This is a genomic window from Streptomyces sp. NBC_01288, assembly GCF_035982055.1.
Classification (GTDB): domain Bacteria; phylum Actinomycetota; class Actinomycetes; order Streptomycetales; family Streptomycetaceae; genus Streptomyces.
The window spans coordinates 10,118,139-10,144,110 of the sequence record NZ_CP108427.1 but is presented as its reverse complement, the minus strand read 5'-3'; the positions used below and the strand labels follow the sequence as shown (position 1 = coordinate 10,144,110).

Sequence of the window (25,972 nt, the reverse complement as noted above, 5' to 3'; positions counted from 1 at the left end):
CTTCTCAAACGGCGTCCAGCTCCGCGATCTCGTCGGCGGAGAGGGCGAGTTCGGGTGCGGCGGCCGAGTCACGGATCGTCTCCGGGCGGCTGGCGCCCGGGATCGGCACGACGACCGGGGACTTGGCGAGCATCCAGGCCAGGCAGACGCGCTGCGGGCTGACGCCGTGCTTCTCGGCGATGCGGGCGAACGGGGCGTAGGCGGAGCCGAGTTCACCGGCGCGGGTGATGCCGCCGAGGGGGCTCCAGGGCAGGAACGCGATGCCCAGTTCGTCGCAGAGGTCCAACTCCGGTTCGCTGGAGCGGAAGGCCGGGGAGAACTGGTTCTGTACGGAGACCAGTCGGCCGTCCAGGATCTCGTTCGCCAGCCGGATCTGCTCCGGGTCGGCGTTGGAGACGCCGGCCAGGCGGATCTTGCCCTCGTCGAGCAACTCCCGTACCGCGCCCACGGACTCGGCGTACGGGACCCTCGGGTCGGGGCGGTGGAACTGGTAGAGCCCGATGGCCTCCACGCCGAGCCGGCGCAGGGATGCCTCGCAGGCCTCCTTAAGGTACGCGGGGCTGCCGTTCAGGGTCCAACTGCCGTCCCCGGGGCGGAGATGGCCGCCCTTGGTCGCGACGAGGACGTCCGCGCCCCGGTCGTGGGAGGCGAGGGCCTTGGCGATCAGGGTCTCGTTGTGCCCGACATCGTCGGCGTGCAGGTGGTAGGCGTCGGCGGTGTCGATCAGCGTCACGCCCGCGTCGAGTGCGGCGTGGATGGTCGCGAGGGAGCGTGCCTCGTCCGGCCGCCCCTCGATCGACATGGGCATACCGCCCAGGCCGATCGCACTGACCTCGACGTCACCGATACGGCGGGTGTCCATGCGGGTGCTCCTCCTCCGGCTGTCACGCGGAAACGTGCCGTCCCACACCGCTGGAGCCCGAACCCGGTTCTCGGATCGGGGTCACGACGGGCAGGACGCGTCCTCCAGCCTGTCCGGCCCGGGTCCACAGGTCCAATAGAAGAAATCGAACGCATCCAGCAGCGGGACTGCTCAATCGAGAGCGTCCGGTCGGGACCGCGTCAGTCGGCACTGCTTTGGTCGGGACCGCTCAACGAGCTGCGATCTTGGCGATGAACGCCGTGACGTTGGTGACGGTCCGCTGGATCTTCTCCTCCAGGGTGAGCGACTCGGGCATCCGCGCGCCGACGCCCGCGTCCTTCTTGCCGCGCACGTACAGCGGACAGGCGAGGTCGCTGCATATGTAGGCGCCCACGGAGTTGCCCTGCTGCCCGGCCTTGCCCGCCCTCGCGGCGGCCATCAGCGAGACGCCTCCGGTATGGGTCGTCATGCACATCGAGCACATGCTGCGCCGCGTCTGCCAGGAGGTGACACCGGGGCTGCGCAGCGCGATCGCCGTCAGTTGGTCGCCCAGCTCGATGGCGAGGTAGGCCCGGCCCGGAGCCTGGGGGTCCCGCCAGCCGAGGAAGTCCAGGTCGTCCCACGGCCGTTCGGCCAGATCCCGGGGCACGGACAGGCGCTTGGCCTCGCCCTTGGTGCAGTTCACGAAGGCGGCGCGGATCTCCCGCTCGGTCAGTGGTCTCATGAACGGCACGCTAGTTTGCCTAAAACCTTTAGGCAAATACATAATGGCTATCGTCGATCGGAAGGATGGTTATGGCCAGAGTAGGACTGACGCCGGAGCGGCTGACCCTGGCGGGGGCGGAGCTGGCCGACGAGGTCGGCTTCGACCAGGTGACCGTCTCGGCGCTCGCCCGACGGTTTGACGTCAAGGTCGCCAGCTTGTACTCGCACCTGAAGAACTCCCAGGAACTGAAGACCAGGATCGCCCTGTTCGCCCTGGAGGAACTCGCCGACCGGGTCTCCGACGCGGTGGCCGGGCGGGCCGGCAAGGACGCCCTGGCCGCCGTCGCGGAGGCCTACCGGGACTACGCCCGGGAGCACCCCGGCCGGTACGCGGCCGCGCGGCTCCGGCTCGACCCCGAGACGGCGGCCGCCAGTGCCGGGGTGCGGCACTCCCAGATGACCCGGGCGATCCTGCGCGGCTACGACCTGGCGGAGCCGGACCAGACGCACGCGGTCCGGATGCTGGGCGGCGTCTTCCACGGCTACGTCAGCCTGGAGCTGGCCGGGGGCTTCGACCACAGCGCGCCGGACGCGCGCGAATCCTGGGCCTGGGTCGTGGATTCCCTCGACGAGCTGCTGCGGAACCGGGCCGCGCCCCACGACTGACGTAGTCCTGATCCGGCACATCCCGCTTCCGGATCCGACGTACTCCGATTCCGGGTCCGACCTGTTCCGGTTCAGGGCCTGACCACCCATCCCGGACATCTTGATCAACAGGCTGAGGCGATGAGCACCGAGCACGACATGATCACCACCCCCGTCACCACCGACATGCTGCGCGGCTTCCTCGACGTGGAGCGGACCGCGCACGGTCTGCTGCCGCATCGGCTGCCCGCCCGGGCGCGCCGCCAGATCCCCGACGACCAACTGGCCATGGCCGAGGCACAGCCCTCCGGTATACGGCTGGTCTTCCGCACCCGGGCCACCACGATCGAGTTGGAGACGCTTCCCACCAAGCGCGTCTACCAGGGGTTCCCGGCCCCCGCGGACGGTGTGTACGACCTCCTCGTCGACGGCCGCCTCACCGCCCAGACCACGGTGGCCGGCGGCAACGTGCGCACGATCACGGACATGGTGACCCAGTCCTTCGAGCTGACGGAGGGGCGGCCCGGCACCGCCCGGTTCGCCGACCTGCCGGCCGGTGACAAGGACATCGAGATCTGGCTCCCGCACACAGAGGTCACCGAGCTGATCGCCCTGCGCACCGACGCCCCCGTCGAGAAGGCACCGGACAACGGACGCAAGGTGTGGCTGCACCACGGCAGTTCCATCAGCCACGGCTCGAACGCCACGCATCCGACGGCGACTTGGCCCGCCCTGGCCGCCGCCCGCGGTCAAGTGGAGCTCGTCAACCTGGGGTTCAGCGGCAGCGCCCTGCTCGACCCGTTCACCGCCCGCGCGATGCGGGACACCCCGGCGGACCTGATCAGCGTCAAAATCGGCATCAACATCGTCAACGCCGACTCGATGCGCCTGCGCGCCTTCACCCCTGCGGTCCACGGCTTCCTCGACACCATCCGCGAGGGCCACCCGACGACACCGCTGCTGGTCGTGTCCGCGATCCTCTGCCCGGTCCAGGAGGACACGCCCGGCCCTCTCATGCCCGACTTCGACGGCGGGACCCCACGGTTCCGTGCGACGGGCGACCCGGCGGAACGCGCCCTCGGGCGCCTGACACTCACCGTCATCCGCGAGGCACTCGCCGACGTCGTCGAGCAGCGAGCGGCCGACGACCCGAACCTGCACTACCTCGACGGCCGTTCCCTCTACGGCGAGGAGGACTACGCCGAACTGCCGCTCCCCGACCAGGTCCATCCCGATCCGGCGGGACATCGGCGTATCGCGGAGAACTTCGGGCGGTTGGTGTTCGGCGAGGGCGGCGCTTTCGCAACCGGGACCGGACCCCGGACCAGCTGAGGTCGGCTGAGGTCGGCTGAGGTCGGCTGAGCAGGATCGCGGTTGCACTGCGGCTCAACTGGGCGAACGCGAGCGGGACTTCGAGGCGGTTCCGCAGGACCAGCGGCATTCCTCGCCGCCCGACCGCCGTTCCCGGGCCGGGAACCACCCGTTGCGGGCGGCGAGTGCTCCGCCGCCCGCAGGGCCTTGCCATCGTGCTGGGCCGACCTGCCGAACTCGGCCTCAGCCGCAGCAGATGGGTGCGCTCCGCGTCGAACAGTCACAGCGCGCGGGCGATCGCATCCAGCACGGAGGTGGACATGTGCGGGTTGCGGCCGCGTTCCAGGCGCACGTAATGGTGCCGGTAGGGCGGCCTCCGCGCGTCGCGGGCCCGGTATGCGCCGCGCACCTGGAGCGGACCGCAGTCCCGCCTCCTCAGGGGGTGACCCTGGCACGGCGTGAGCGCGGGAAGTCCCGCGGTTCGGTGTCGGGCTCCTCCGCCATGGCGCCGACCGTAGACCGGCGACGTGCCGTCGCGGCTACGCGAAAGGGGGTCCGTCGGACCCCCGGACCAGATGGGTCTCCCGCCCCCGCCGCCTGCGGTGTTTGACTCAAGGGGAAGCAGCCGATTCTCGGCGGACCGCGACAGGACACGCGGCCCGACCAGGCAGAACGGCGTCTGCTGGACCAGTGCCCGCGAGTGACGGGCACCGATTCGACCACTCACGTGAGGACAGCACCATGGCAGCCAGGACCGACAGGCAGTTCGACGGCGCGTACGTACTCGTCACGGGAGGCGGCAGTGGAATCGGCCGCGCCGCGGCCGTGGCGCTGGCCGCGCAGGGGTGCACCGTCACGGTGGCCGGCCGCACCGCCGCGACCCTGGAGCAGACCGTCAAGCTCATCACCGACGCAGGTGGAACCGCCCGGTACGTCGTCGCCGACGTCCACGACGAAGACGCCGTGGAACAGGCGGTGAAGGCCGCCGCGTCACCCGCGGGACAGCTTCACATGGCCGTCAACAGCGCCGGCGTCGACGGCGGCAACAGCGCCTCCGCCCTGGCCGACTACCCCGTTGAGACTCTCGACCTGATGCTCGCGACGAACGTGCGTGGGATGTTCTACTCCCTGAAGCACGAACTGGCCCGCATGGTGCCGTACTCCAGCGGTGCCATCGTGAACATATCCTCGGGCGCCGGACTGGTCGGCGTCGGCGGGTACGCGGGCTACGTCGCCTCCAAGCACGCCGAGATCGGCCTGACCAAGAGTGCCGCGCTCGACTACGCCGGCGTAGGCATCCGCGTCAACGCCGTGTGCCCCGGCCTGGTCAACACCCCGCTCGTCGCCGGCATGGTCGACGACAATCCCGAGCTGCACGCCGAACTGGCAGCCGCTCACCCGCTCGGCCGGATAGCGGAACCGGAGGAGATCGCCGACGCCATCGTGTGGTTGTGCTCGGAGCGATCCAGCTACGTCACCGGCATCGCGCTTCCCGTCGACGGCGGCTACACCGCCCGCTGACCCTCTCACGCCGCCGCAAAGACGAAGAACTGCCCGACGGGAATCAGGCACACGACACGTCCCACCAGCAGGTCCACGCACGTGTCGTCGCATCGGTCAGCAGCCCCGGTCGCGGTAGGGGCTTGCGCACCCGCCCCGTTCATGTGGCACGCTCACCGGCGACCGGCCGATCGCATCGGGTCGGGGCTCGTCACCAGGTTCGACCGTGGAAAGGCACCGCTATGCGCATCGGACTGCTCGGCACCGGCCCCTGGGCGCAGATGGCTCACGCCCCCGCCCTCAGTGGGCACGGCGCGTGGGACTTCGCGGGCGTGTGGGGTCGCCGCCCCGACGCCGCCAAGGAGCTGGCCGACCAGTACGGGGTACCGGCCTACGACGATGTCGACGCCCTGCTCGCGGACGTGGACGCCGTCGCCGTGGCACTGCCGCCGTCGATCCAGGCCGAGTTGGCGGTGCGGGCCGCGCGGGCGGGACGGCATCTGCTGCTGGACAAGCCCCTCGCGCCGACGGTGGAGCAGGGGCGGGCCGTGGTCGACGCGGTGCGGGAGGCCGGGGTCGCGTCGGTCGTGTTCTTCACCACCCGCTTCCAGCCTGAGACGGAGGTCTGGATCACCGAACAGGCAGCGGCGGAGGGCTGGTTCACGGCTCGGGCCGAGTGGCTCGGCTCGGTGTTCACCACCGACAGCCCGTTCGCGGCCTCGCCCTGGCGGCAGGAGAAGGGCGCACTGTGGGACGTGGGCCCGCATGCCCTGTCCGTGTTGCTGCCCGTCCTCGGTGATGTACGGCGGGTGGCCGCCGCCGTGCGGGGTCCCGGCGACACGGTCGTGCTGGTTCTGGACCACGTCGGCGGTGCGTCCAGCACGCTGACGCTGAGTCTCACCGCGCCGACCGCGGCGGCGGGAGCCACGGTCGAGCTGCGCGGGGCGGCAGGGGTGACCAGCCTTCCGGACAGCTCGGGCGACGCGGTGTCCGCCCTGGGGCGGGCCGCCGACGCGCTGAGCGAGGCCGTACGCACAGGGCAGCCGCACGCGTGCGACGCGGTCTTCGGGCAGCGGGTCACCGAGATCCTGGCCGAGGCCGAGGCGATGGTGGACAGCGAGCCTGCCTGGTCAGTCGCCTGATCACTCGCCACCGGGCGCCTCCTCGTCCTCGTCGAACGGCTCGTCACTCCACCGGAACCAGGCCCGCTCCCCCTCGATATGCAGCAGGAACTCGGGCACGGGACCGTCCGGCGAGGTCAGCGTCACCTGTCGGCTGATCTCGTCGTAGGCCTCCTCCCACCGTGCCCAGTGCCCGTCGTCGTCCACCTTCGTCAAGGCCAGTTCCCGCGCGAACAGCTCCTCTACGTCACCGAACGCCGCACCGGCGGTGAACTTGCCCGACAGCCAGGGGAAGTCGGCGTCGTCGATCAGGATCTCCCCGACCGACTCCTCGCCCCTGCGCACCTGCCAGACCTCGCCGACGAACCCCATGCCCGCCTCCATCCCGCCGTGGATCGACCTGCCGCCAGCATGGCACCCGGCACTGACAGTCGCCCCGGCCCGCGTCGCGCGGGCCGGAGCGACTGTCCTGTCCGCCTACGTTCCGTCGCGCCTACTCGACGACATGGAAGTTGGCCCGCTCCCGGATGACCGGATAGCCGACCTTGGCGAAGTGCGCGGCCATCGGGAAGTTGCCCTGGTCCGTCGCCGCCGCGATGAACTCGGCGCCCCGCTCGGCGAGATAGTGCGTGCACTCGGCCAGCAGGTCGCGGGCGTAGCCGTGGCCGCGCTGTTCCGGTACGACGCCGATGAAGCCGATGCAGGGGCCCGACGGGTTGTGGGCCGGGATGTGGATTCCCGCGAGGTCTCCCTCGGGGGTGCGGGCGATCTGCCACCACTCGCGCGGGGACGGGCACCAGCGGAAGAAGTCGATCTCCTCCTGTGCGGCCTTCTCGACTCCCCCTTGTCGGATGGCCAGTTGGGCATGGGCGTCGAGGGTGACGGAGTGGATGCGGCGCAGGGCGTCGAAGAAGACGGCGTCGTCCGGTTCGGGGGCGAAGACGAGGCGGCCGGGGCGCTCGGGCAGTCCGCACTCCGGGGTCCACCGGTAGATGAAACGCTCGACCAGGAGGTCGTACCCGGCCGCGCGCAGGGCGGTGAAGCGTGTCTCGGCGGCGGCACGGATCTCGGGGTTGTCGCGCCAGCCGGCGGGGAGGTTCAGTTCCGCGCCGACATGCCAGGGCGCGCTGCGCAGGAGTTCGGCCCCCGCCTCCTCCTCGCCCTCGATCACGTCGAAGCAGTCGATGGTGAGGGGTTCGGTGTCGTTCGGGCCGCCCCACCAGGCGGCGCGCGCGACGACCGTGCCGTCGCGCAGTGCCACCCGCTGCCAGTCGGGCCGCCAGGCCGTCAGGCGGTGCGCGGCTCGGGCGCCGAGGGAGTCGGGAAGGGTGTCGAAAAGATGGGCGTCGCTCTCGTCGAGCGCGCGGATGACCAGATCGGTCATGGGTTTCCTCCGGGAGGGGTACTGCGTGGAGCGCTCCCGGTCAGGTCAGTCGTGCCACGCCGGGGCAACGGGGAGGGAGCGCTGGGGTGTTGTGAACCTCATGGCACTCGCCTCCTTCCGCTGGTCTCAGGGCGTGCACGCACACGTTAGGCGATGATCTCCCACCCGTCCAACGTATTTTCGGGCCGGCCCGGCGGAGCGGTACTCCGCCGGGCCGGTGCGCGTCACCTGGAGTGCGTCACCCGATGCGCATCACTTCGGCAGTTGTCCCGGGTCGGTCCCCCAGCTCGTGTTCGGTTCGGTGGCGAGCCGGAAGTCCAGCCTGCCGCCCTTGAGCGTCAGGCCGGCGCCGGTCCACGCGCGCGTGAGGTCACGGCCGTCGAGGCGTACGGTGTCGACGTACTGGTGGGTGTCGTCGGCGTCGGGGGCGGTGATGACGAGGTCCGTGCGGCCGGGCCGGTCGACGACCGCCTTCGGGAAGAGCGGTGCGCCGAGCAGCAGGTCGGCGCTGCCCGGGGTGCGCGGATAGATCCCGAGGGCGGAGAGGACGTACCAGGCGGACATGGTGCCGAGGTCGTCGTTGCCGGGCAGGCCCTTGGGGCCGGTGCCGTAGGCCGTGTCGAGGATCTGACGGACCGTCGCCTGGGTCTTCCAGGGCTGGCCGAGGGAGTTGTAGAGCCAGGGGGCGTGGATGTCGGGCTCGTTGGTCGGGTCGTAGCGCAGTGCGTCGCCGCCCCTGACCGACCACGCACCGTCGGCGGTGTGGAAGAAGCCGTCGAGCCGGGTGGCCGCCGCCTCGCGGCCGCCCATCGCCTCGGCCAGTCCCCGTACGTCCTGCGGGACCATCCAGACGTACGCGGCGGCCGAGCCCTGTGCGAAGCCGAGATCGCTCGCGGGGTTGAACGGGCCCACCCAGGAGCCGTCGAGGTTGCGGGCCTGGATGTAGCCGGTGGCGGGGTTGAAGACGTTGCGCCAGTAGGCGCCGCGTTCCGTGAAGGTCTTCGCCTCGGCGGTACGGCCGAGCAGTTCGGCCCACTGTCCGAGGGCGGAGTCCGCGACGGCGTCCTCCAGGGTCTCGGCGGCGCCACCCCAGCAGTGGCAGGCATCCTGGGCCGCGTAGTGGGAGGTCATGTACTGGGCCAGGTTGGGGCGTTGACCCACGCACTGGCCGGGGCAGCCGGCGTCCGAGAGTTCGTCCGGGTTGGGGACGGTGGCCTGGTGGACGAGGGAGTCGAAGGCGCCCTTGTAGTCGAAGTTGCGGACGCCCATGGCGTAGAAGGTGGCCAGGGTCGCGGCGGTCGGGTCGCCCGTCATGACGTGGGTGGCGCCGCTGATGTGGACCCAGCGGTCCCAGATCCCGCCGTTCTGCTGCGCGAAGTTGTAGAGCGATTGGGCGAAGTCGCCCGCGACGGTGGGCTTCAGGAGGGCGAGCAACTGGATCTGGGCGCGGTACTGGTCCCAGCCGGAGAAGTTGCTGTACTGCGCCCGCTGCCCGCGCGCGAGTCGGTGCACGGCCTGGTCCATGCCCCAGTAGCGGCCGTCCTCGTCGCTGATCAGGTTGGGCTGCATGAGGGCGTGGTAGAGCGCCGTGTAGAAGGTCTGGCGGCGGGCGGGGGTGCCGCCGTCGACGCGTACGGTGCTCAGTTCGCGGTCCCACACGCGGGCGCCGGCTTCGGCGACGTCGGCCACGCGCGCGTGCGGGGCGATCTCCTGGCGGAGGTTGGACTCGGCTCCCCCGAGGCTGACGTAGGAGATGCCGATCCGCATGCGGACATCGTTGTCAGAGGCGGTGTCGAAGCCGACCCAGCCGCCGGAACCGCGTCCCGCGCGGTCGGCGCCGGTGGCGTAACCCTCCCCTCCGGAGGCCGTCGTCGACCCAGGCGACACGGTGCTGTCGTGCCAGGTGCCGACGGAGGAGAAGGCGCGGTCGAAGGAGGCGCTGAAGTAGAGCTTGTAGTAGCTCTTGCGGTTGTTGACGCCGCCGTTGGCGCGGCGCCCGCAGAAGGCTCCGGTGTACACCCAGCCGGTCACCTTCTGGTGGGCGGTGTCGATGTCGACGTGTGCGTCCTGGCTGCCGTTGAGGGAGTTGGAGACGCGGAAGAGCAGGCTCGCCGGGCGCTCGGCGGGGAAGGTGAAGTCGGCGACTCCGGCGCGCTTGCTGACGGCGAGGTCGGCGGTGGCGCCGGAGGCGAGGCCGAGGGTGTAGCGGCCTGGGGTGGCCTTCTCGTCGGCGTGCGAGAAGTTCGACGCGTACACGGCGTCCTTGGTGTCGGCCGAGGGGGACGAGGTGACGTCGCCGACGAACGGCATGATCGGTACGTCACCCGCCGCGCCGGGGTTGCAGCCGGCGCCGTTGACGTGGGTGAGGCTCAGGCCGCGGATGCGGGTGGCGCCGTACTCGTATCCGTTGGCGGCGCCCGTGCTGGTCTGGTCGCCGGTGGTGCTGGTCGGGGACCAGGCGATCATGCCGTACGGGAGGGTGGCGCCGGGGTAGGTGTTGCCGCCGTTGGAGGAGCCGATCAGCGGGTCGACGAGCGCGGACGGCCGCTCGGACGGCCCGGTCGCCGAGGCGAGCGCGGGGAAGGGCGCGGCTGCGGCGAGCGCGGTCGTGACCGCCACGGCCGCGGCTCCGACGCCGAACCGTCTTGCCGTGCCCAGGAGTTGGTGACGCATGCGTCAAGTCGCCTTTCGGGGAAGGGACATGGGGAGAGATACAGGAAGGCACATGGGGCCGAGGAGACAGGGGGCGTCGTGAGGCTAGGAGGCCGCGCGATGGGAGGGAAGAGGCGCACGGGTACGGGTGGTGAAGTACGGGTGAACGCTTCGCCGGGCGCTTAAGTGATCCTTAAGTGGGGGTTAAGTCACTCATCTCGCCACGTCTGTGCAGGTCAGCGCGGTGACGAGTTCCCGCAGAACTGTTGGCTCAGCCCCTGGCCGTGCGTAACATCGGGCCTCGGCGGCGGTGTCGACGCTCGCTGTGAGAGCGCTCTCAATGCGTCGGCACCGTCGCTCCGAACAGTCCGACTCGCCCGGAGGTCCCCCCACATGACTCCCCGTCACCAGCGCACGCTCGGCCGCCGCAAGCTCCTCTTCGCCCTCGGCGGTGCGGCGGTGGCCGCCCCCGCCGTCGCGGCGCTCGCACCGCACGCCCTCGCGGACACCAAGTCCATGGAGACCAGCGCCGCTCAGGCGGGCGCCCTCCCGCTGACGCTGGTCAACAACAGCGGCTCGTTCGACAACGCCAACGTGCACGTCTACGTCGTGGGAAACGTGGACGGCAAGCAGGTGCGGGTCACTCCCGACGGGGCGATCGCGCCGATCGCGCTCTCGGACAACGGCGCGGACGGTTTCACCGACTACGCGATCAGCCTCGACTCCGGTGCGGAGACGACCATTTCGCTCCCGTACCTGTCGGGCCGCATCTATGTGTCGCTCGGCGCGAAGCTCAAGTTCAAGGCCGTGGCGGACGGCAACGGCAACCCGGCACTCCAGTACCCGGCCGGCTGGGTGACGTCCGACCCCAACTACGGGGTGCTGCACGACTGTGCGGAGTTCACGCACAACGCGTCCGGCATGTTCTGCAACACGACGATGGTCGACATGTTCAGCGTGCCCCTGAGCATCCGGCTGACCGGCGCCCAGGACCAGACGACGGGCACCCTGCGCGACGGCGGCCGGGCGTCGGTGTTCGACGCCGTACGGAAGGTCGAGGCGTTCGCCCCGCTGATCGTGGACGACACGCGGGTCATCGCGCCGGGGCACGGGCTGGACGCGGGCCTGTTCGCGGCGGACTACTTCGCGCCGTACATCGACGAGGTGTGGAGCACGTACACCGGCAAGGACCTCACCGTCACCACGAACGCGGGTGCCTTCACCGGGCGGGTGCGCGCCGGGCAATTCACCTTCACCGGCCCGGCCTCGGTCTCGTTCGCCAAGCCGTCGACCCGGGACGTGCTGTTCTGCGACGGCAACCTGGCCGCCCCGAACGACGGCACCACGGGCCCGGTCGCGGCCGTGCTCGGCGCCGGTTTCAACCGCTCGACGCTCCTGTCGAACCCCGCCCAGCCGACCACCGACGCATCGAGCTTCTACGCCACCGACCTCACGAACCACTACGCGAAGGCGATCCACGCGGCCACCGCCGACGGCAAGGCGTACGGCTTCGCCTTCGACGACGTGGCGGACTTCGCGTCGTACGTCCAGGACACGGCGCCGACGGGGATACGGCTGACGCTCACGCCGTTCTAGGTCGTGTCCGCAAAGTCCCGTCGTCCGCCCGAAGGGCGGGCCCCGCGACGTCCGGTGCGTGCTCTGGGGGTCCCCCCGGCCGGAGGCTGGGGGAGTGCCGGGCGGAAGCCCTCGTACTGGACGTACTTGGGCTTTCGCCCGGTGCGGCGAGTGGGGGCACCTCCCACGCCCTTAAGGCAGTGGGGGAGGGACTTTGCGGACACGGCCCAGGCGCTCGGCGTGCGGGGCCGGTCCCGCCGTAGGAGCGTGGTGGTGTGGGAAAGGTGCGCGTGCCGTCGTTCCGCCGGGTTCGGGAGCCGGCCCGGCGGGGGTGGCTTCGGGGCGCGCCGGCGCCGCGGTGGGTGCGGGTGCTGCCGGGGGCGCTGGTCTGCGGGGTGGGTGTGGCGACGCTGGTGAGCCCGCACTCGCTCGACATCGGCTTTCTGCTGGGCGCCATTCCGCCGCTGGCGGGGCTGTCGTACGGGCCGCTCGCGACCGCGCTGATGGGCGGGGCCACGATCGGGCTGCTGACCGTGCCGGCGTTCCATCTCAACGATCCCGGTGAGACCGATCTGCTGACGGTCCTGTTCGTCGCGGTGCTGAGCGTGTTCGTGTCCTTCGTGCGCAGTCGTCGCGACGCCCAGCTGGATCTGGAGCGTACGGTCGCCGAGGCGGCGCAGCGGGCCGTCGTGCCGCCGTTGCCGGAGCGGGTGGGGCCTGTGGGGTGTGCGGGGCTGTACCGGGCGGCGCAGCGCGGGACGCTGGTCGGCGGGGACTTCTTCGACGTGCGGGACGGGCCGTACGGCGTACGGGCGGTCATGGGCGATGTGCAGGGGCACGGGCTGTCGGCCGTGGCGACGGTGGCGTCGCTGCTGGGGGCGTTCCGGGAGGCGGTGCTCGATCTGCCGGGCCTGGAGGCGGTCGCGGCGCGGCTGGACCGGCGGCTGGTGGTGGACTCGGCTCGGTCGGCGCACGCGGAGCTGTTCGCCACGGCGGTGCTGCTGGAGTTCACGGCGGACGCGGACGCGGTGCGGATCGTGGCCTGCGGGCATCCCTCCCCCGTGCTGTTGCGCGCGGGACGGGTCACCGAGATCGACGTCGAGGCGTGGACGCCGCTGGGTCTCGGGCTGTCCGACGCCGGTCCGCTGAGCGGGGTGACCGTCCAACTGCGGCCCGGGGACCGGCTGTTCCTCGCCTCCGACGGGGTGTCGGAGGCACGGGACACGGGCGGTGCATTCTATCCCCTCGTCGAGCGGCTGGCCCAACTCGCCGACGACGAACCGGCCTTGATGGCCGAGCGGGTGTGGGCCGACCTGCTGCGGCACTCGCCGGAGATCCGGGACGATGTGACGATGCTCGTGCTCACGCCCCAGGCGTAGTACGGGAGTTGAGGCTCACGCCTGCTGCTCGTGGTCGCCCTCCGCGTCGATGTGCGGCAGGATCCGGTCCAGGAAGCGTGGTGTCCACCAGGCGTGCCGGCCCAGCAGGGTCATGACCGCGGGCACCATCAGCAGCCGTACGACGGTCGCGTCGATGAGCACGCTGACGGCCAGGCCGAGGCCGAGCATCTTGACCACGATGTTGTCGCTGAGGACGAAGGCCGCGAAGACGCTGGCCATGATCAGTGCGGCGCAGGTGATGACGCGTGCGGTGATCTCCAGGGCGTGGGCGACCGAGGCCTCGGCGTCGCCGGTGCGCAGCCAGGCCTCGTGGACGCGGGAGAGCAGGAAGATCTCGTAGTCCATGCTCAGGCCGAAGATGATCGCGAACATCATCATCGGGACGTAGCTCTCGATGGGGACCTTGCCGGAGACGCCCAGCGCGGGGCCGCCCCAGCCCCACTGGAAGACGGCGACGACGACGCCGTAGGAGGCCGCGATGGAGAGCACGTTGAGGACGGCGGCCTTCAGGGCGACGAGGAGGCCGCGGAAGACGGCGAGGATGATCAGGAAGGCGAGCGCGACGACCACGCCGATGATCAGAGGTAGCCGGCTCGACACGATGTCGCGGAAGTCGACCTGGGCGGCCGTGGTGCCGGTGACATAGCCCTTGGCGGAGGTGCCGGAGACCGCGTCGGGCAGCGTGTCGTGGACCAGGCGGTTGGTGAGGTCGGTGGTGTCGGCGCTCTGGGGGGACTGCTTGGAGTAGACGGTGCCGACGAGGACGTCACCGTCCTTGGTGGTCGTCAGCGGGGTGACCTTGGCGGCGCCCTGCACCCCGTCGAGGGTCTTCTGGGCCTGGCTGGAGAGGTCCGAGCGCTGGGAGGTCGGGACGCCCGTCTGGTCGATGACGATGGTGAGCGGGCCGTTGGAGCCGGGGCCGAAGGCGTCGGTCATCAGGTCGAAGGCGCGGCGGTCCGTGAACGAGGTGGGGTCGGCGCCGTCGCCGATGTGGCCGAGTTGGAGCGAGAACACCGGGATCGCCAGGACGACGACGGCCGCGACGCCCGCCGCGAGGAACGTCCACGGCCGGTGTTCCACGCGCTGCGCGTACCGGTGCCAGGTGCCCGTGGGTTCGGCGCCCGGTGCGGCGTCGGTCTCGGCGACCGGGCGGCGCACCCGGTAGCGGTCGATCCGCTTGCCGAGGAGCCCGAGCAGCGCGGGCACGAGGGTGAGCGCGCCGATGACCGCCGATACGACCGTCACGGCGGCCGCGAGCCCGAGTTTGCCGATGAAGGGCACGCCGGACACGAACAGTCCGCCGAGCGCGATGATCACGGTGCAGCCCGAGACGAGTACCGCGCGGCCGCTGGTCGCCGTGGCCTGTCCGGCGGCGCGCACGGGATCGGAGCCGTTCATGAGGTTCTGCCGGTGCCGGGTGATCAGGAACAGGGCGTAGTCGATGCCGACGCCGATACCGATCATCGTCGCGAGGGTCGGTGACACCGTCGCGAAGGTGAACGCCGCCGCCAGCAGGCCGAGGCACGCGAGTCCCCCGATCACGCTGATCAGCGCGGTCACCAGGGGCATCGCGGCGGCGACCACGCTGCCGAAGCCGATCAGGAGGACGACGATCGCCACGGCGAACCCGATGAGTTCGCTGACCCGGTCGTCGGCGGCGGGCCGGGCCAGTTCGCCGAGCGGTCCGCCGTACTCGACCTGGGCGCCGGCGGTGCGCAGCGGCTTCACCGAGGTGTCCACGCCGTGCAGGTAGCCGTCGCCGAGGGTGGACGGCTGTACGTCGAAACGGATGGTGATGTACGCGGTCTTCGCGTCGGAGGAGAGCGGGCCGACGTTCGGGCCGGTGGACGCCGGTGGCTGCGTGCCGGGCTGGGGCAGCGGGTTCTGCACCGACAGGACGTGCGGGAGTTTCTGAAGGTCGCCGACCGTCTCGGACATCTGCGAGTTCAGGGAGGTGAGCTGCTTGTCCTTGTCGTGCAGGACGATCTGGCTGCTGTAGCCCCCGGCCGCCGGGTCGTGTTCCTTGAGGACCTGGAGACCGTGCTGGGACTGGACCCCGGACAGCGAGAAGTCGTCCGAATAGTCGCCCCCGAAAGACCTGTTGAGGATCTGGAGCGCGGCGAGCGCGACGAGCCAGGCGACGATGACGATCACGAAGTGCCGGGCGCACCACTCCCCCAGGCGCCGCAGCATGCCCTTCGCAGTGGTTCCGCTGCCCCCTGCACTGGCTTCCGTGGGCGCCATGGCCTCGGCCTTTTCCGCGGGGGACACATCCGACATCCCCATTAGACGCCCCTTGGATCACACCGGCATCTCGGGCATATCGGTGTTTCGGGCAGGGGTCAGCCGACGTCCCACAGGAACCGGTGCGTGTGGATGCCGAAGTACGGGAACGACCGGACGCTCCGCACCCCTTCGATCGGCCGCACCACGTCGTTGACGAAGTCGAGCAGATCCCGTGGTCCGGGAGTGACCACCTCGGCGAACAGATCGAAGCCGCCGGAGGTGAGCACGGAGTACACCACCTCGTCGCGCAGGGCGAGTTGGTCGGCCACGGCACGCGGGTCGCCGTCCACCTCGATGCCGAGCATCGCCATGGCCTGCCCGCCCATGGCCATCGGGTCCGTCACCCCGACGACCTGAACCGCCTTGGAATCCAACAGGCGTTGGAGCCGCTGCCGGGCGGCCGAGGCGGACAGGCCGACCTTGGGTCCGAGGTCGGCGTAGGCGATACGTCCGTCGGTCTGGAGCTCGCGCAGGATGGCCCGGTCGATGTCGTCCACGTACTTGCCTCCAACTCCCTGTGTCAGAGCGCCAGTTCGGCGAGCGCGTCGGCGAAGACCCGGGTGTGGATGTCTACGTCCTGCTCGGTGGTGTCGGGGCACATGAGCGCCATGCTGTGGAACGGGGTGAGCAGGATGCCCCGGTTGGCGAGGTAGAGGTGGAGGAAGTCCTCCAGCTCCGGGTCTCCGGCGGCCTCGGACTCGGTGCCGGTGCGCGGTGCCGGGGAGGCGAAGCGGTACTCGCTGCGGGCGCCGAGACGGCTCACCGTCCAGGGCAGCGCGTGGGCGTCGATGCCCTCCCGCACCCCCGCCGCGAAGCGTTCGGACAGTTTCGCCATGTGGGCGAACGCCTCGTCGGTCAGGACGTGTTCGAGCGTGGCGCGCATCGCGGCGACGGACAGTGCGTTGCCCGCGAGGGTGCCCCCGACCCCGCCCATGTCGACCAGGTCCAGATCGGCCCGGCCGAGCAACCGGTCGGCGAGTTCGGCGGAGAGGCCGTAGGCACCGGCCGGGATGCCGCCGCCGATCGCCTTGCCGATGGTGAGCAGATCGGGTTCGAGATCCCAGGCGGCGGTGCAGCCGCCCGGTCCCGCGGAGAACGTGTGGGTCTCGTCGTTGATGAGCAACGTGCCGTGTTTCCTGGTCAGTTCGCGTACGGCGGCCAGGTACCCGGGCTCGGGCAGCACGATGCCGATGTTGGTGAGCGCGGGTTCCATGAGGACGGCGGCGACGTCGCCGTGCGCCAACTCCCGTTCCAGCTGGGCCGGATCGTTGAACTCGGCGACGCGGCTGGTGAGCGTGACGTCGCAGGGGGCGCCGACGTTGCCGGGGCGGGCGGTGCCGTGGCCGTCAGGTCCGACGACGATGAGCGACTCGTCGACACTGCCGTGGTAGCTGTAGCTGTTCACCAGGATCTTGGGGCGCTCGGTGACGGCGCGGGCGAGCCGGATCGCCCAGCGGTTGGCGTCGGTCGCGGTCAGCGCGAAGCTCCAGCGGGCCAGCCCGAAGCGGCGGGCGAGTTCCGCGCCGACCCACTCGGCGTCCTCCGTGGGCAGCATCGCCGTGGCGCCGCCCTGCTCGGCGAACCGCCGCCGCACCGCCTCCGCGACGACGGCGGGCGAGTGGCCGGCCATCGCTCCGGTGTCGCCGAGGCTGAAGTCGATGTACTCGTGGCCGTCGATGTCGGTGACGCGGGCGCCCCGGGCGGTGTCGAGATAGCGAGGGAAGGCTCCCGCGGTCTTGTTCATCCAGGTCATCGGCACCCGCCCGAAGAGATGCTCGGCACGGGCGTAGGCGGCCTTCGAGCGCGGGTTGAGCCGCTCGGCGTCGGCGCTCTCACGGGCGAGGAGGTCCTTCAGGCGAGTGCGGTCCATGGGATTCCTCGGTGGTGTCGGCGACGGAATGTCCGGACGCTATGACCGAAAGGGGTGCAGGGGCAAGAGGTGACGACTGAATCAGCTGTTCGGGCAGTCGAATCATGCGTCGGCGCCCCGCCCATGGGCTTCGGCTTCGACCTCCTCCGCTTCGGGACGTCGCCCCACACGGAGACATGCGGGGCGGACGGTGCCCCTCTCACGTACCAGCGGTGACGCGCCAGCAAGATCAACGGCCGTGCGGTGATCCCAACGAACGGCTGACGTCCGCCGGGAAGTGCAGCAAGTCCCGCCCGATCGCCCGGAGTTCCGCCGCGCCGGTCAGCCGCATCGTCTCCACGAGTTCCGCCGTCAGCTCCCCGATCAGGCGGGTCACACCCTCCGCACCGGCCAGGGACAGCGCCCACAGCGCGGGGCGGCCGACGAACACCGCCCGGGCCCCGAGGGCGAGCGCCGTGACGATGTGGGTGCCTCGGCGCAGTCCGCCGTCCACATAGACCTCGGCGCCCGTCCCGGCGACCGCGTCGACCACCTCCGGCAACGCCCAGGCGGTCGGGACCAGGCCGTCGAGCTGGCGGCCGCCGTGGTTGGAGACGATCAGCCCGGCGGCGCCCGCGTCCACGAAGGCGCGGGCGTCGTCGCCGCGCAGGACGCCCTTGACGACGACCGGGAGCCCGGTCAGGCCGCGCAGCCAGGCGATGACGTCCGGCGTGAGGTCGGGAGCGTGTTCGGCGGCCTCTCGGTCGGGGGTGCCGGTGACGTTGCCGTACAGGTCCTCCGGTCCCACGAAGTCGGCGACATGTGCGCCGGGTCTGCCGTGCGAGCCGATGACGGGGGTGTCGGCGGTCAGGACGACCGCCCGGGCGCCGGCCGCCACGGCTCGCCGGAGCGTCTCCTCGGTCAGGGACCGGTCGCGGGCCACGTACACCTGCACCCACCACGGCGCGCCCGAGGGTTCGAGGGCGGAGAACGGGACCGCCGTGTTCGAGGTCACCGCGAGCAGCGAGCCCGCACCGGCCGCGCCGAGCGCGGTGGCCGCCTCGCCGTCGGGATGGGCGCGGCGTTGCAGAGTGCTCGGGGCGATGAGGACCGGTGTGTCGACCGCCGTGCCCAGTACGGTCGTCGAGGTGTCGCACCGGGACACGTCACGCAGGATGTGCGGTCGCAGGCGGAACCGGTCCCAGGCGGGGGCGGCTTCGGCAACGCTGAGGCCCTGGCCCGCACCCCGGCGGAAGTAGGCGTGGATCTCCGGCGGAAGGACACCGGCCGCCTGTTCCTCGATGCCGTCCAGCCAGCGCGCCACGCCCGTCACACCGCTCCCCCTTCGTGCGTGATGCACCGACCTTGGCGACTCAACTCTCTTTCCCCACCGGCCATTTCAGACACTTGCCACAGAAGCGAACAGAGGCCTGTCAGTTTCGAAGGGAACTCCTGTTACACCGTGCGAGAGCGGTCGATGACGGTGTGTACTGTGCTCCGGGCGCCCCGCCTGAGGGACCGGAACTGAGCCTCATGGGCCCCGACTCCGCCCTGCCCGACTTCGCTTGGACTCGATTCGATGACCGAATTACCGGACCTGGTGGCCGGTGCGCTCGCCGCCGGCACGCTGTCCGCGCTGGCGCTCGGTGCCGGGCTGCTGCGGTCGCGGCGTCAACGTGCCCTACAGCGTGCGGAGATCGCCGCGCTGCGGGACCGACTGGACGGTGTTCAGTCGGAGTTGGCGGCCGAGGTCGAGCATCTCGCCGTGCAGCGGATTCCGGCCGCCGCCCGGCATCTCACGCATCCCCGGGTCGCCGTTCCGGGGCCCGGGCAGCCGCAGTTCATCGGCTCGCCCCTCGGGATCGCCCTCGAAAGCGTGCTGAACGCGGCGCGTTCGGAACTCGCCGCGCAGCGCACCCGCATCGACGCCGCCGCGCAGGCCGGGATGCGCGGGGCGACCCGTGAGATCCAGGCCGCGCTGTACCGGTTGCAGGATGCCCTGCGTTCGCTCCAACAGCGGTACGACGACCCCGAGTTGGCGCAGACCCTGTTCATGCTGGACCACGAGAACGAGCAGTCGCTGCGCCGTGCGCAGGTCGCGGCCGTGGTGTGCGGGGCGTGGGTCGGGCTCGCGCGTGAGGAGTCGCACCTCGTCGAGGCCGTCACCGGCGGGCAGGCCCGGCTCGCCGGGTACCACCGGGTGCGCGTGCACAACCACCTCGAAGCCGGTACCGCGCTCGTCTCGCACGCCGTGGAACCGGTCGCGATCATCGTCGCCGAACTCATCGACAACGCGCTGCGGCACTCCGCGCCGGACACCGACGTCGTGGTCAACCTGGAACACGTGCACCACGGTGCCTGCGTCACCGTCGACGACGCGGGGCTCGGCATGACCCAGGACGAACGCGACCACGCGCGGCGAATGGTGGCCGGTTCCGACCCGATCCTGCTCACCGACCTGGGCGATCCGCCGCGCATGGGGTTCGCCGCGATCGGCCGCCTGACCCGGCAGTTCGACCTCAGCGTCGACGTGTCCTCGCCCTCCCCGTACGGTGGCGTCCGCGCGGTCCTGCGCATCGACAGCCATCTCCTCAGCCGTATCGACCCCGAGCGGCAGCCGCCCGCGGCCGGTGCCCCGCGTTCGACCCGCCGGGCTCCCGCCCCCACTCGCGCACCCGCTCCCGCACCGGCCCACTCCTACGGCTCCGAGCACGCCGAACCGGCCGGAGTCGACGCGTCCGGGCATCAGGCCGTACCCGATGCGGGCGGCCTCCCGCGACGCCGTCGCCGCACCGCGGCCACCGCACCGGCCGCGTCGGTCGCACCGGCCGCCCGCGAGACACACCAGCCGGAGCGCAGCCCGGAGCAGGCCGCCGCCGCGCTCGGCGCCCTCCAGTCCGGCACCGCCGCCGCGCGCGCCGCGCACGACGACGCCGGAACCGCCGCAGGAAAGCAGGCCGCGGCGGCCGAAGCAGTGACAGCGCACGAGACACAGCAGACCGACTACGAAGGGGGAGCGGCTAGATGATCAGCCGCGATGGGGGCGACACGGCATGGGCGCTCGATCCGATCCTGGAGGTGCCGCATGTGGTGGCGGCGGTGCTGTTGACCCGGGACGGGCTGGTGCGGGGGTACACCGACGCGCTGTCCCAGGCCTCGGGCGAGCGGGTCGCCGCGATCACCAGCACGGTGCAGGGGGCGTGCCGTACCGCCGCGGCGGCGTTCGCCGACCGGGAGGGGGCCGAGATTCGGCAGGTGGTCATCGAGTCGGACCACGGCTATGTGCTCATCGTCCCTACGGATCACGGGACTTGTGTGGCGGCCTACGGCGACAGCGAGGTACGGCTGGATCTGCTGGCGCACCGGGTGCACTCGCAGGTGGCGCGGCTGGGTGAGAAGGCGATGGCCGCCGCTCCGCGGGGAGTTGACGGCGGCGCGCCGGCATGACCGGCCGCCGCGGCGGCCGTCCTCTGGTTCCCGCGTATCTGTCGACCGGGGGTGTGGCCCGGCCCAGCCGCCCGCATCTGGAGCGGCTGACGGTACTCAGTGGCAGCGGCGAGCCCGCCCCGGCCGACCTGCCCGCGGCTCAACTCGCCCTGCTGGACGCCCTGTACGGCGGTTCGCTGACGGTGCTGGAGGCGGCGGCCCTGCTGGAGCTGCCGGTGTCCGCGGTGCGGGTCCTGGCCGCCGGTCTCCTCGACCGGAGCCTGGTGCTCGCCCGCGCTCCGATCCCGCCCGCCGAACGCTTCGAACCCGACCTGCTGAAGAGAGTCGCAGATGGCCTACGCGCCCTCAAGCACCACTAGCGGCAGCACGACCGGTGGCGTCCATCTGCCGGACACCGCCCGCGAGTTGGTCAAGATCCTGGTCGCGGGTCCCTTCGGGGTGGGCAAGACGACGCTCATCGACTCCGTGTCGGAGATCCGGCCGCTGCACACCGAGGAGCGGATCAGCGAGGCGTCCGTCGCGGTGGACGATCTCGACGGGGTGCGGGAGAAGTCGACGACGACCGTCGCGATCGACTTCGGCCGGATCAGCCTGCCGGGCGGGATCGTGCTGTACCTGTTCGGCACGCCCGGGCAGGAGCGGTTCCGGGCGCTGTGGGAGGACATCGCGTACGGCGCGCTCGGGGCGCTCGTCCTGGTCGACAGCCGGCGCGTCGACGCCTCGTTCGACGTGCTCGGGATGGTGGAGGAGAGCGGGCTGCCGTACGCCGTCGCCTTCAACACCTTTCCGGACGCGCCCCGTCACCACACCGAGCAACAGCTGCGCGCCGCACTGGACTTGGAGCCCGGAACGCCGCTGGTGACCTGTGACGCCCGGGACGCGGACTCGTCCCTCGACGCGCTGCTCGCCCTGGTCCAGCATCTGATCGACCGCGACCCTCCGGAGCACCGGTGACCACCATTTCCCCCGTCGGCCCCACCCGGCCCGTCCGCCTGTGGGAGGACGGCTTCGCGCTGGATCCCTACGGCTACTACGCCGCCCTGCGCGCCCAGGGCCCGGTCGGCTGGGCCGAACTCGCCCCGGGCGTACCGGCGTACGTCGTCACCGAACGGCGGGCCGCGCTGGAGTTGCTGCGCGACACCGACGCGTTCTCGCACGATCCCCGGCCGTGGGAGACGACGGTCGCCGAGGACTCGCCGGTCCTCGGGATGATGCGCTGGCGGCCCAACTCCCTGTTCTCGGACGGCACCGAGCACGTCCGCTACCGTGCCTCGCTGATCGACACCTTCGACCGGATCGAGCCGCACGACCTGCGCGCCCGGGTGCACCGGGCGGTGCATGTGCTGGTGAGCCGGATCGGGCCGCGCGGAGAGGCCGATCTGGTGGGCGAGTTCGCCAGGCCGCTGATGGCGCTGGTGTTCAACAGCCTGTTCGGGCTGCCCGACAGCCAGAGCGAGCGGCTGGACCGGGCGCTGGGCAAGATGATGGAGGGCGGCGCCCAAGCGGCCGAGGGCGAGGCCGAGTTCGGCGGTTACGTCCTCGAACTCATCGCCGCCAAGGCGCAGGCGCGCGGCGACGACCTCCCCAGCTGGCTGCTCGACCATCCGGCCGGACTCACCCCGGAGGAGGTCACCTGGCAGGTGTTCCTCACGCTCGGCGCGGGCCACGAGCCGACCGCGAACCTGGTGTCCAACGCCCTGTCCCGCATCCTCGGCACCTCGGTCTACTACTCCACGCTGACCAGTGGTGCCCGACCGGTCATGGACGCCGTGGTGGAGGTCCTGCACCACGAGACGCCGCTCGCCAACTACGGCATCCACTACGCCCGTTCGCCCGTGACGTTCCACGGCGCGTGGATCAGGCCCGCGATCCCGGTCGTCGTCTCGTACGGCGCGCTCGCGCACTTCGCCGAGCAGGAGGTCGTCACCGGCCGGCATCCCAAGGACGCCTCGCACCTGTCGTGGTCGGCGGGCCCGCACGCCTGCCCGGTCAAACAGCACACGCTGCTGATCGCGACGGAGGCGATCGAGCGGCTCACCCTGTGGCTGCCGGACCTCGAACCCGTCGTACCGCGCGCGGAGTTGACCTGGCGGCCGGGTCCCTTCCATCGCTCGCTCACGTCGCTGCCCGTGCGGTTCAGCCCCCGCTCCCCCGACCAGCCAGGAGACCTGTCGTGACCGTGTCCGACCGCATCGCCCTCGACCCGTTCGGCGCCGACATGGCCGCCGAGAGCGCCAAGTTGCGTGCCCTCGGCCCGATCGTGCCCGTCGAGTTGCCCGGCGGCATCCCCGCCTGGGCCCCCACCGGCTACGACACCCTCAAGGAACTGATCCTCGACCCGCAGGTCAGCAAGGACCCCCGGCTGCACTGGAACCTGTGGTCGGAGATGGGCGAACACCCGTCCTGGGGCTGGGTGTTGGGCTGGATCGGTGTCATCAACATGCTCTCCACCTACGGCACCGACCACGCCCGCCTGCGCAAACTCGTCGCGCCCAGCTTCACGCACCGGCGCACCGAGGCGATGCGCGCCCGGGTCGAGACGATCACCGTGGAACTGCTCGACGCGATGGCTGCCGACGACGCCGAGGTGGTCGATGTCAGGGCGGCGTTCGCCCGTCCGCTGCCGATGCGGATCATCTGCGAACTGTTCGGTGTGCCCGACGAGTTGGTGGACGACACGGGCCGGCTGATCGCGGCCATCATGGACACCTCGGACCCGTCCCCGGAGCACGCCGCGTCCGTGCAGCGGCAGATCGGCACGGTGCTGCCCGCGCTGATCGCCCACCGCACCGAGCACCCCGGCGACGACCTCACCACCGAACTGATCCGGGTCCGCGACGAGGACGGCGACCGGCTCAGCGACGAGGAACTCCTGTACACCCTGCTGCTGGTGATCGGCGCGGGCTTCGAGACGACGGTCAACCTCATAGGCAACGCGATCGTCGCGCTGCTCAAGCGCCCCGAGCAGCTGGCGGAGGTGCGCGCCGGAAAGATCGGCTGGGACGCCGTCGTCGACGAGACCCTGCGCGTCCACCCGTCCATCGCCTCGCTGCCGCTGCGGTTCGCGGTGAGTGACCTCACTGTCGGCGAGGTCACGGTCCCGGCCGGGGACGCGATCATCACCACATTCGCCGCGGCCGGGTTCGACCCCGCGCACTACGGCCCCGACGCGGACGTCTTCGACGCGGCCCGCGGAGCCGACGACCACCTGTCGTTCGGCATCGGTGTGCACCGCTGCATCGGGGCGCCGCTCGCCCGTGTGGAGGCCCTGACCGCGCTGCCCGCGTTCTTCGACCGCTTCCCGGACGCCCGCCTCGCCGTGGCGGCGGACGAGCTGCGCCAGGTGCCGTCGTTCATCGCCTTCGGCTGGCAGCAGGTGCCGGTACGGCTGCACGGCTGAGCCGCGCGCCCCCGCACCGCCCGTGTACCCGACGGCGGTGGAACCGCCCCGCCGCGGCCACGGGGGGAGGCCGCGGGCGGAGCCGGTCCTGCCCGGGTTCGGGGGAGAGACCCGGGCGCTCTCGTCGGCTTCCCCTGATTCGGCGGGGTACACACCCACCGGACCGACGGGTGACAACGGGCCCGCGCGGCGACCCGCGCGGGCACGGCATAAGCTCGGCGGGTGGCCAAGTACTTCGACGTGCATCCGGACAACCCGCAGCCCCGCACCATCTCCCAGATCGCGGACAGTGTGCGATCGGGTGCGCTGATCGCGTACCCGACCGACTCCTGCTACGCGCTGGGCAGCCAGCTGGGCAACCGTGACGGCATGGAGCGGATCAAGACGATCCGGCAGCTGAACGACCGGCACCACTTCACGCTGGTGTGCCAGAACTTCGCCCAGTTGGGCCAGTTCGTGCACATCGACAACGACGTGTTCCGCGCCATCAAGGCCTCCACGCCCGGCAGTTACACGTTCATCCTGCCGGCGACGAAGGAGGTGCCGCGCCAGTTGCTGCACGCGAAGAAGAAGACCGTGGGCGTGCGCATCCCCGACCACGTCGTCACCCAGGCCCTGCTGGCCGAGCTGGGCGAGCCGCTGCTGTCCAGCACCCTGCTCCTGCCCGACGAGGAGGAGCCGATGACCCAGGGCTGGGAGATCAAGGACCGGCTCGACCACGTGGTGGACGCGGTGGTCGACTCCGGGGACTGCGGCACGGAACCGACGACCGTCATCGACTTCTCCAGCGGCGAGGCCGAGATCGTCCGCAAGGGCGCGGGTGACGTCTCCCGCTTCGAGTGACCCCGCCGGAAGGGCCGTAGCCGGGCGTGCCACGATGATCGGAACACGCCGCGCCGGGCCGGCAGGTGGCCCGGCGCCGATCCGCTGGGAGGCACCCCCGCCATGACCGCCGTACAGGGCACAGCCGTGGACATCCCCACCGAGGACGGCGTCGCCGACGCCTATTGGGTGCATCCCGGCGACGAGCGTCCCCGTCCGGCCGTGCTGCTCTACCAGGACGCGTTCGGACTGCGCCCCCACCTCAAGTCGATGGCCGACCGGCTGGCCGGGGCCGGTTACGCGGTCCTCGTGCCGAACGTGTTCTACCGGCAGGGGCGCGCGCCCGTGGTCGAACTGCCCGAGTTCATCGATCACGACGGGCGTCCGGAGATCTTCGAGAAGGTCGGCCCGCTGATCATGGGCCTGGCCCGGCATCCCGAACTGATCGAGCGGGACGCCGGGGCCTATCTGCGCTGGCTGGCCGAGTCGCCGTCGGTCGTCGACGGACCGATCGCGATCACCGGGTACTGCATGGGCGCCCGACTCGCGCTGTACACCGCCGGCGCCTACCCGGACCGGGTGGCGGCCGCGGCCGGCTTCCACGGCGGACGGCTGGCCACCGACGACCCGGACAGCCCGCACCTGGCCGCCGAACACATCACCGCCGAGCTGTACTTCGGCCACGCCGACCAGGACCCCTCGCTGCCCGAGGAGCAGATCAAGCGGTTCGAGGACGCGCTCACAGCAGCGGGCGTCCGGCACCGCTGCGAGGTGTACCCGGGTGCGCGGCACGGCTACACGCAGGCCGACACCTCGTCGTACGACGCGAAGGCCGACGAGCGTCACTGGGTCGCGCTGCTCGACCTGCTCGACCGTACGTTCTGATCGACAGACGGCTTTCACTGATTCAATCCGGGTGCCCACGGCGCGAGTTGCCGTGGGCACCTTTCGTTCAACTTGTTGACATGCTCGCGGCTCGGCGCGACTCTGAGAGCGCTCTCACACAGGTACGG

The 25,972-nt window shown here is 71.2% G+C and carries 23 protein-coding genes; 14 read left to right on the top strand and 9 right to left on the bottom strand.

Annotation, left to right across the window (positions count from 1 at the left end; genetic code table 11):
• Positions 1-4: 4 nt before the first annotated feature.
• Entirely contained in the window at positions 5-862 is an 858-nt protein-coding gene (locus OG194_RS45675; protein ID WP_327406626.1) for an aldo/keto reductase, read from the bottom strand.
• 229 nt (positions 863-1,091) lie between these two features.
• Positions 1,092-1,586: an FBP domain-containing protein gene (locus OG194_RS45670; RefSeq protein WP_327406625.1), complete on the bottom strand. Its 495-nt coding sequence runs from the start codon at positions 1,584-1,586 to the stop codon at positions 1,092-1,094.
• A gap of 71 nt (positions 1,587-1,657) precedes the next feature.
• Between OG194_RS45670 and OG194_RS45665 the strand changes: the two genes are divergently transcribed.
• The 4 genes from OG194_RS45665 to OG194_RS45650 all read left to right on the top strand — a co-directional run bounded on the left by OG194_RS45665 (position 1,658) and on the right by OG194_RS45650 (position 6,165).
• Positions 1,658-2,233 carry a TetR/AcrR family transcriptional regulator gene (locus OG194_RS45665; RefSeq protein ID WP_327406624.1) on the top strand — a complete coding sequence of 192 codons (576 nt, stop codon included), beginning with the start codon at positions 1,658-1,660 and terminating at the stop codon, positions 2,231-2,233.
• Positions 2,234-2,353: 120 nt separating this feature from the next.
• A complete protein-coding gene (locus OG194_RS45660) occupies positions 2,354-3,544 on the top strand; it encodes a GDSL-type esterase/lipase family protein (protein ID WP_327406623.1) in 1,191 nt (396 codons plus the stop codon).
• A gap of 720 nt (positions 3,545-4,264) precedes the next feature.
• Entirely contained in the window at positions 4,265-5,044 is a 780-nt protein-coding gene (locus tag OG194_RS45655; protein WP_327406622.1) for an SDR family NAD(P)-dependent oxidoreductase, read from the top strand.
• A 221-nt stretch (positions 5,045-5,265) separates the two neighbouring features.
• Positions 5,266-6,165, top strand: coding sequence for a Gfo/Idh/MocA family protein (locus tag OG194_RS45650; protein ID WP_327406621.1), 900 nt, complete (start codon positions 5,266-5,268; stop codon positions 6,163-6,165).
• Here the strand turns inward: OG194_RS45650 and OG194_RS45645 are convergent, their stop codons facing one another.
• From OG194_RS45645 to OG194_RS45635, 3 genes are all read right to left on the bottom strand, one after another.
• Positions 6,166-6,516, bottom strand: a complete 351-nt coding sequence (locus OG194_RS45645) for a hypothetical protein (protein WP_327406620.1) — start codon at positions 6,514-6,516, stop codon at positions 6,166-6,168. It abuts the gene before it with no gap.
• 121 nt (positions 6,517-6,637) lie between these two features.
• On the bottom strand, positions 6,638-7,528 hold the full coding sequence (locus tag OG194_RS45640) for a GNAT family N-acetyltransferase (RefSeq protein WP_327406619.1): 891 nt from the start codon (positions 7,526-7,528) through the stop codon (positions 6,638-6,640).
• Positions 7,529-7,780: 252 nt separating this feature from the next.
• Positions 7,781-10,201, bottom strand: coding sequence for a GH92 family glycosyl hydrolase (locus OG194_RS45635; protein ID WP_327406618.1), 2,421 nt, complete (start codon positions 10,199-10,201; stop codon positions 7,781-7,783).
• A gap of 372 nt (positions 10,202-10,573) precedes the next feature.
• Here OG194_RS45635 and OG194_RS45630 point away from each other — a divergent pair, with 372 nt between their 5' ends.
• The gene (locus OG194_RS45630; protein WP_327406617.1) at positions 10,574-11,776 is read left to right on the top strand and encodes a glycoside hydrolase family 64 protein; all 1,203 of its coding nucleotides are present in this window, start codon (positions 10,574-10,576) and stop codon (positions 11,774-11,776) included.
• A 254-nt stretch (positions 11,777-12,030) separates the two neighbouring features.
• The gene (locus OG194_RS45625) at positions 12,031-13,134 is read left to right on the top strand and encodes a PP2C family protein-serine/threonine phosphatase (RefSeq protein ID WP_327406616.1); all 1,104 of its coding nucleotides are present in this window, start codon (positions 12,031-12,033) and stop codon (positions 13,132-13,134) included.
• A gap of 15 nt (positions 13,135-13,149) precedes the next feature.
• Here the strand turns inward: OG194_RS45625 and OG194_RS45620 are convergent, their stop codons facing one another.
• The 4 genes from OG194_RS45620 to OG194_RS45605 form a co-directional block, all read right to left on the bottom strand.
• Positions 13,150-15,399 carry an MMPL family transporter gene (locus OG194_RS45620; protein ID WP_327407415.1) on the bottom strand — a complete coding sequence of 750 codons (2,250 nt, stop codon included), beginning with the start codon at positions 15,397-15,399 and terminating at the stop codon, positions 13,150-13,152.
• Positions 15,400-15,497: 98 nt separating this feature from the next.
• Positions 15,498-15,938 carry an Lrp/AsnC family transcriptional regulator gene (locus OG194_RS45615; protein WP_019056942.1) on the bottom strand — a complete coding sequence of 147 codons (441 nt, stop codon included), beginning with the start codon at positions 15,936-15,938 and terminating at the stop codon, positions 15,498-15,500.
• Positions 15,939-15,961: 23 nt separating this feature from the next.
• Positions 15,962-17,311, bottom strand: a complete 1,350-nt coding sequence (locus OG194_RS45610; RefSeq protein WP_327406615.1) for a transaminase — start codon at positions 17,309-17,311, stop codon at positions 15,962-15,964.
• A gap of 229 nt (positions 17,312-17,540) precedes the next feature.
• Positions 17,541-18,623: an alpha-hydroxy acid oxidase gene (locus OG194_RS45605; protein WP_327406614.1), complete on the bottom strand. Its 1,083-nt coding sequence runs from the start codon at positions 18,621-18,623 to the stop codon at positions 17,541-17,543.
• A 246-nt stretch (positions 18,624-18,869) separates the two neighbouring features.
• Between OG194_RS45605 and OG194_RS45600 the strand changes: the two genes are divergently transcribed.
• The 8 genes from OG194_RS45600 to OG194_RS45565 all read left to right on the top strand — a co-directional run bounded on the left by OG194_RS45600 (position 18,870) and on the right by OG194_RS45565 (position 25,844).
• A complete protein-coding gene (locus OG194_RS45600) occupies positions 18,870-20,318 on the top strand; it encodes an ATP-binding protein (RefSeq protein WP_327406613.1) in 1,449 nt (482 codons plus the stop codon).
• Positions 20,315-20,737 carry a roadblock/LC7 domain-containing protein gene (locus OG194_RS45595; protein WP_327406612.1) on the top strand — a complete coding sequence of 141 codons (423 nt, stop codon included), beginning with the start codon at positions 20,315-20,317 and terminating at the stop codon, positions 20,735-20,737. The genes OG194_RS45600 and OG194_RS45595 overlap by 4 nt, the downstream gene beginning before the upstream one ends.
• Positions 20,734-21,096: a DUF742 domain-containing protein gene (locus OG194_RS45590; protein ID WP_327406611.1), complete on the top strand. Its 363-nt coding sequence runs from the start codon at positions 20,734-20,736 to the stop codon at positions 21,094-21,096. Before OG194_RS45595 ends, OG194_RS45590 begins: the two co-directional genes overlap by 4 nt.
• Positions 21,068-21,691 (top strand): GTP-binding protein, encoded by a 624-nt coding sequence (locus tag OG194_RS45585; RefSeq protein ID WP_327406610.1) that lies wholly within the window; start codon positions 21,068-21,070, stop codon positions 21,689-21,691. Before OG194_RS45590 ends, OG194_RS45585 begins: the two co-directional genes overlap by 29 nt.
• Positions 21,688-22,914, top strand: coding sequence for a cytochrome P450 (locus OG194_RS45580; protein WP_327406609.1), 1,227 nt, complete (start codon positions 21,688-21,690; stop codon positions 22,912-22,914). Before OG194_RS45585 ends, OG194_RS45580 begins: the two co-directional genes overlap by 4 nt.
• Positions 22,911-24,137 (top strand): cytochrome P450 family protein, encoded by a 1,227-nt coding sequence (locus tag OG194_RS45575; RefSeq protein WP_327406608.1) that lies wholly within the window; start codon positions 22,911-22,913, stop codon positions 24,135-24,137. Before OG194_RS45580 ends, OG194_RS45575 begins: the two co-directional genes overlap by 4 nt.
• 222 nt (positions 24,138-24,359) lie before the next feature.
• Entirely contained in the window at positions 24,360-24,980 is a 621-nt protein-coding gene (locus OG194_RS45570; RefSeq protein WP_327406607.1) for an L-threonylcarbamoyladenylate synthase, read from the top strand.
• A 102-nt stretch (positions 24,981-25,082) separates the two neighbouring features.
• Complete coding sequence (locus OG194_RS45565) at positions 25,083-25,844, top strand: dienelactone hydrolase family protein (protein ID WP_327406606.1); 762 nt, start codon at positions 25,083-25,085, stop codon at positions 25,842-25,844.
• The last annotated feature ends 128 nt before the right edge of the window (positions 25,845-25,972 follow it).

Excerpts from the sequence above, each read along its gene's own strand:
- OG194_RS45650 (WP_327406621.1), top strand. The coding sequence starts at position 5,266 with ATGCGCATCGGACTGCTCGGCACCGGCCCCTGGGCGCAGATGGCTCAC.
- OG194_RS45670 (WP_327406625.1), bottom strand. The coding sequence starts at position 1,586 with ATGAGACCACTGACCGAGCGGGAGATCCGCGCCGCCTTCGTGAACTGC.
- OG194_RS45610 (WP_327406615.1), bottom strand. The coding sequence starts at position 17,311 with ATGGACCGCACTCGCCTGAAGGACCTCCTCGCCCGTGAGAGCGCCGAC.
- OG194_RS45665 (WP_327406624.1), top strand. The coding sequence starts at position 1,658 with ATGGCCAGAGTAGGACTGACGCCGGAGCGGCTGACCCTGGCGGGGGCG.
- OG194_RS45635 (WP_327406618.1), bottom strand. The coding sequence starts at position 10,201 with ATGCGTCACCAACTCCTGGGCACGGCAAGACGGTTCGGCGTCGGAGCC.
- OG194_RS45585 (WP_327406610.1), top strand. The coding sequence starts at position 21,068 with ATGGCCTACGCGCCCTCAAGCACCACTAGCGGCAGCACGACCGGTGGC.
- OG194_RS45590 (WP_327406611.1), top strand. The coding sequence starts at position 20,734 with ATGACCGGCCGCCGCGGCGGCCGTCCTCTGGTTCCCGCGTATCTGTCG.
- OG194_RS45620 (WP_327407415.1), bottom strand. The coding sequence starts at position 15,399 with ATGGCGCCCACGGAAGCCAGTGCAGGGGGCAGCGGAACCACTGCGAAG.
- OG194_RS45595 (WP_327406612.1), top strand. The coding sequence starts at position 20,315 with ATGATCAGCCGCGATGGGGGCGACACGGCATGGGCGCTCGATCCGATC.
- OG194_RS45675 (WP_327406626.1), bottom strand. The coding sequence starts at position 862 with ATGGACACCCGCCGTATCGGTGACGTCGAGGTCAGTGCGATCGGCCTG.
- OG194_RS45640 (WP_327406619.1), bottom strand. The coding sequence starts at position 7,528 with ATGACCGATCTGGTCATCCGCGCGCTCGACGAGAGCGACGCCCATCTT.
- OG194_RS45600 (WP_327406613.1), top strand. The coding sequence starts at position 18,870 with ATGACCGAATTACCGGACCTGGTGGCCGGTGCGCTCGCCGCCGGCACG.
- OG194_RS45630 (WP_327406617.1), top strand. The coding sequence starts at position 10,574 with ATGACTCCCCGTCACCAGCGCACGCTCGGCCGCCGCAAGCTCCTCTTC.
- OG194_RS45660 (WP_327406623.1), top strand. The coding sequence starts at position 2,354 with ATGAGCACCGAGCACGACATGATCACCACCCCCGTCACCACCGACATG.
- OG194_RS45565 (WP_327406606.1), top strand. The coding sequence starts at position 25,083 with ATGACCGCCGTACAGGGCACAGCCGTGGACATCCCCACCGAGGACGGC.
- OG194_RS45645 (WP_327406620.1), bottom strand. The coding sequence starts at position 6,516 with ATGGGGTTCGTCGGCGAGGTCTGGCAGGTGCGCAGGGGCGAGGAGTCG.
- OG194_RS45655 (WP_327406622.1), top strand. The coding sequence starts at position 4,265 with ATGGCAGCCAGGACCGACAGGCAGTTCGACGGCGCGTACGTACTCGTC.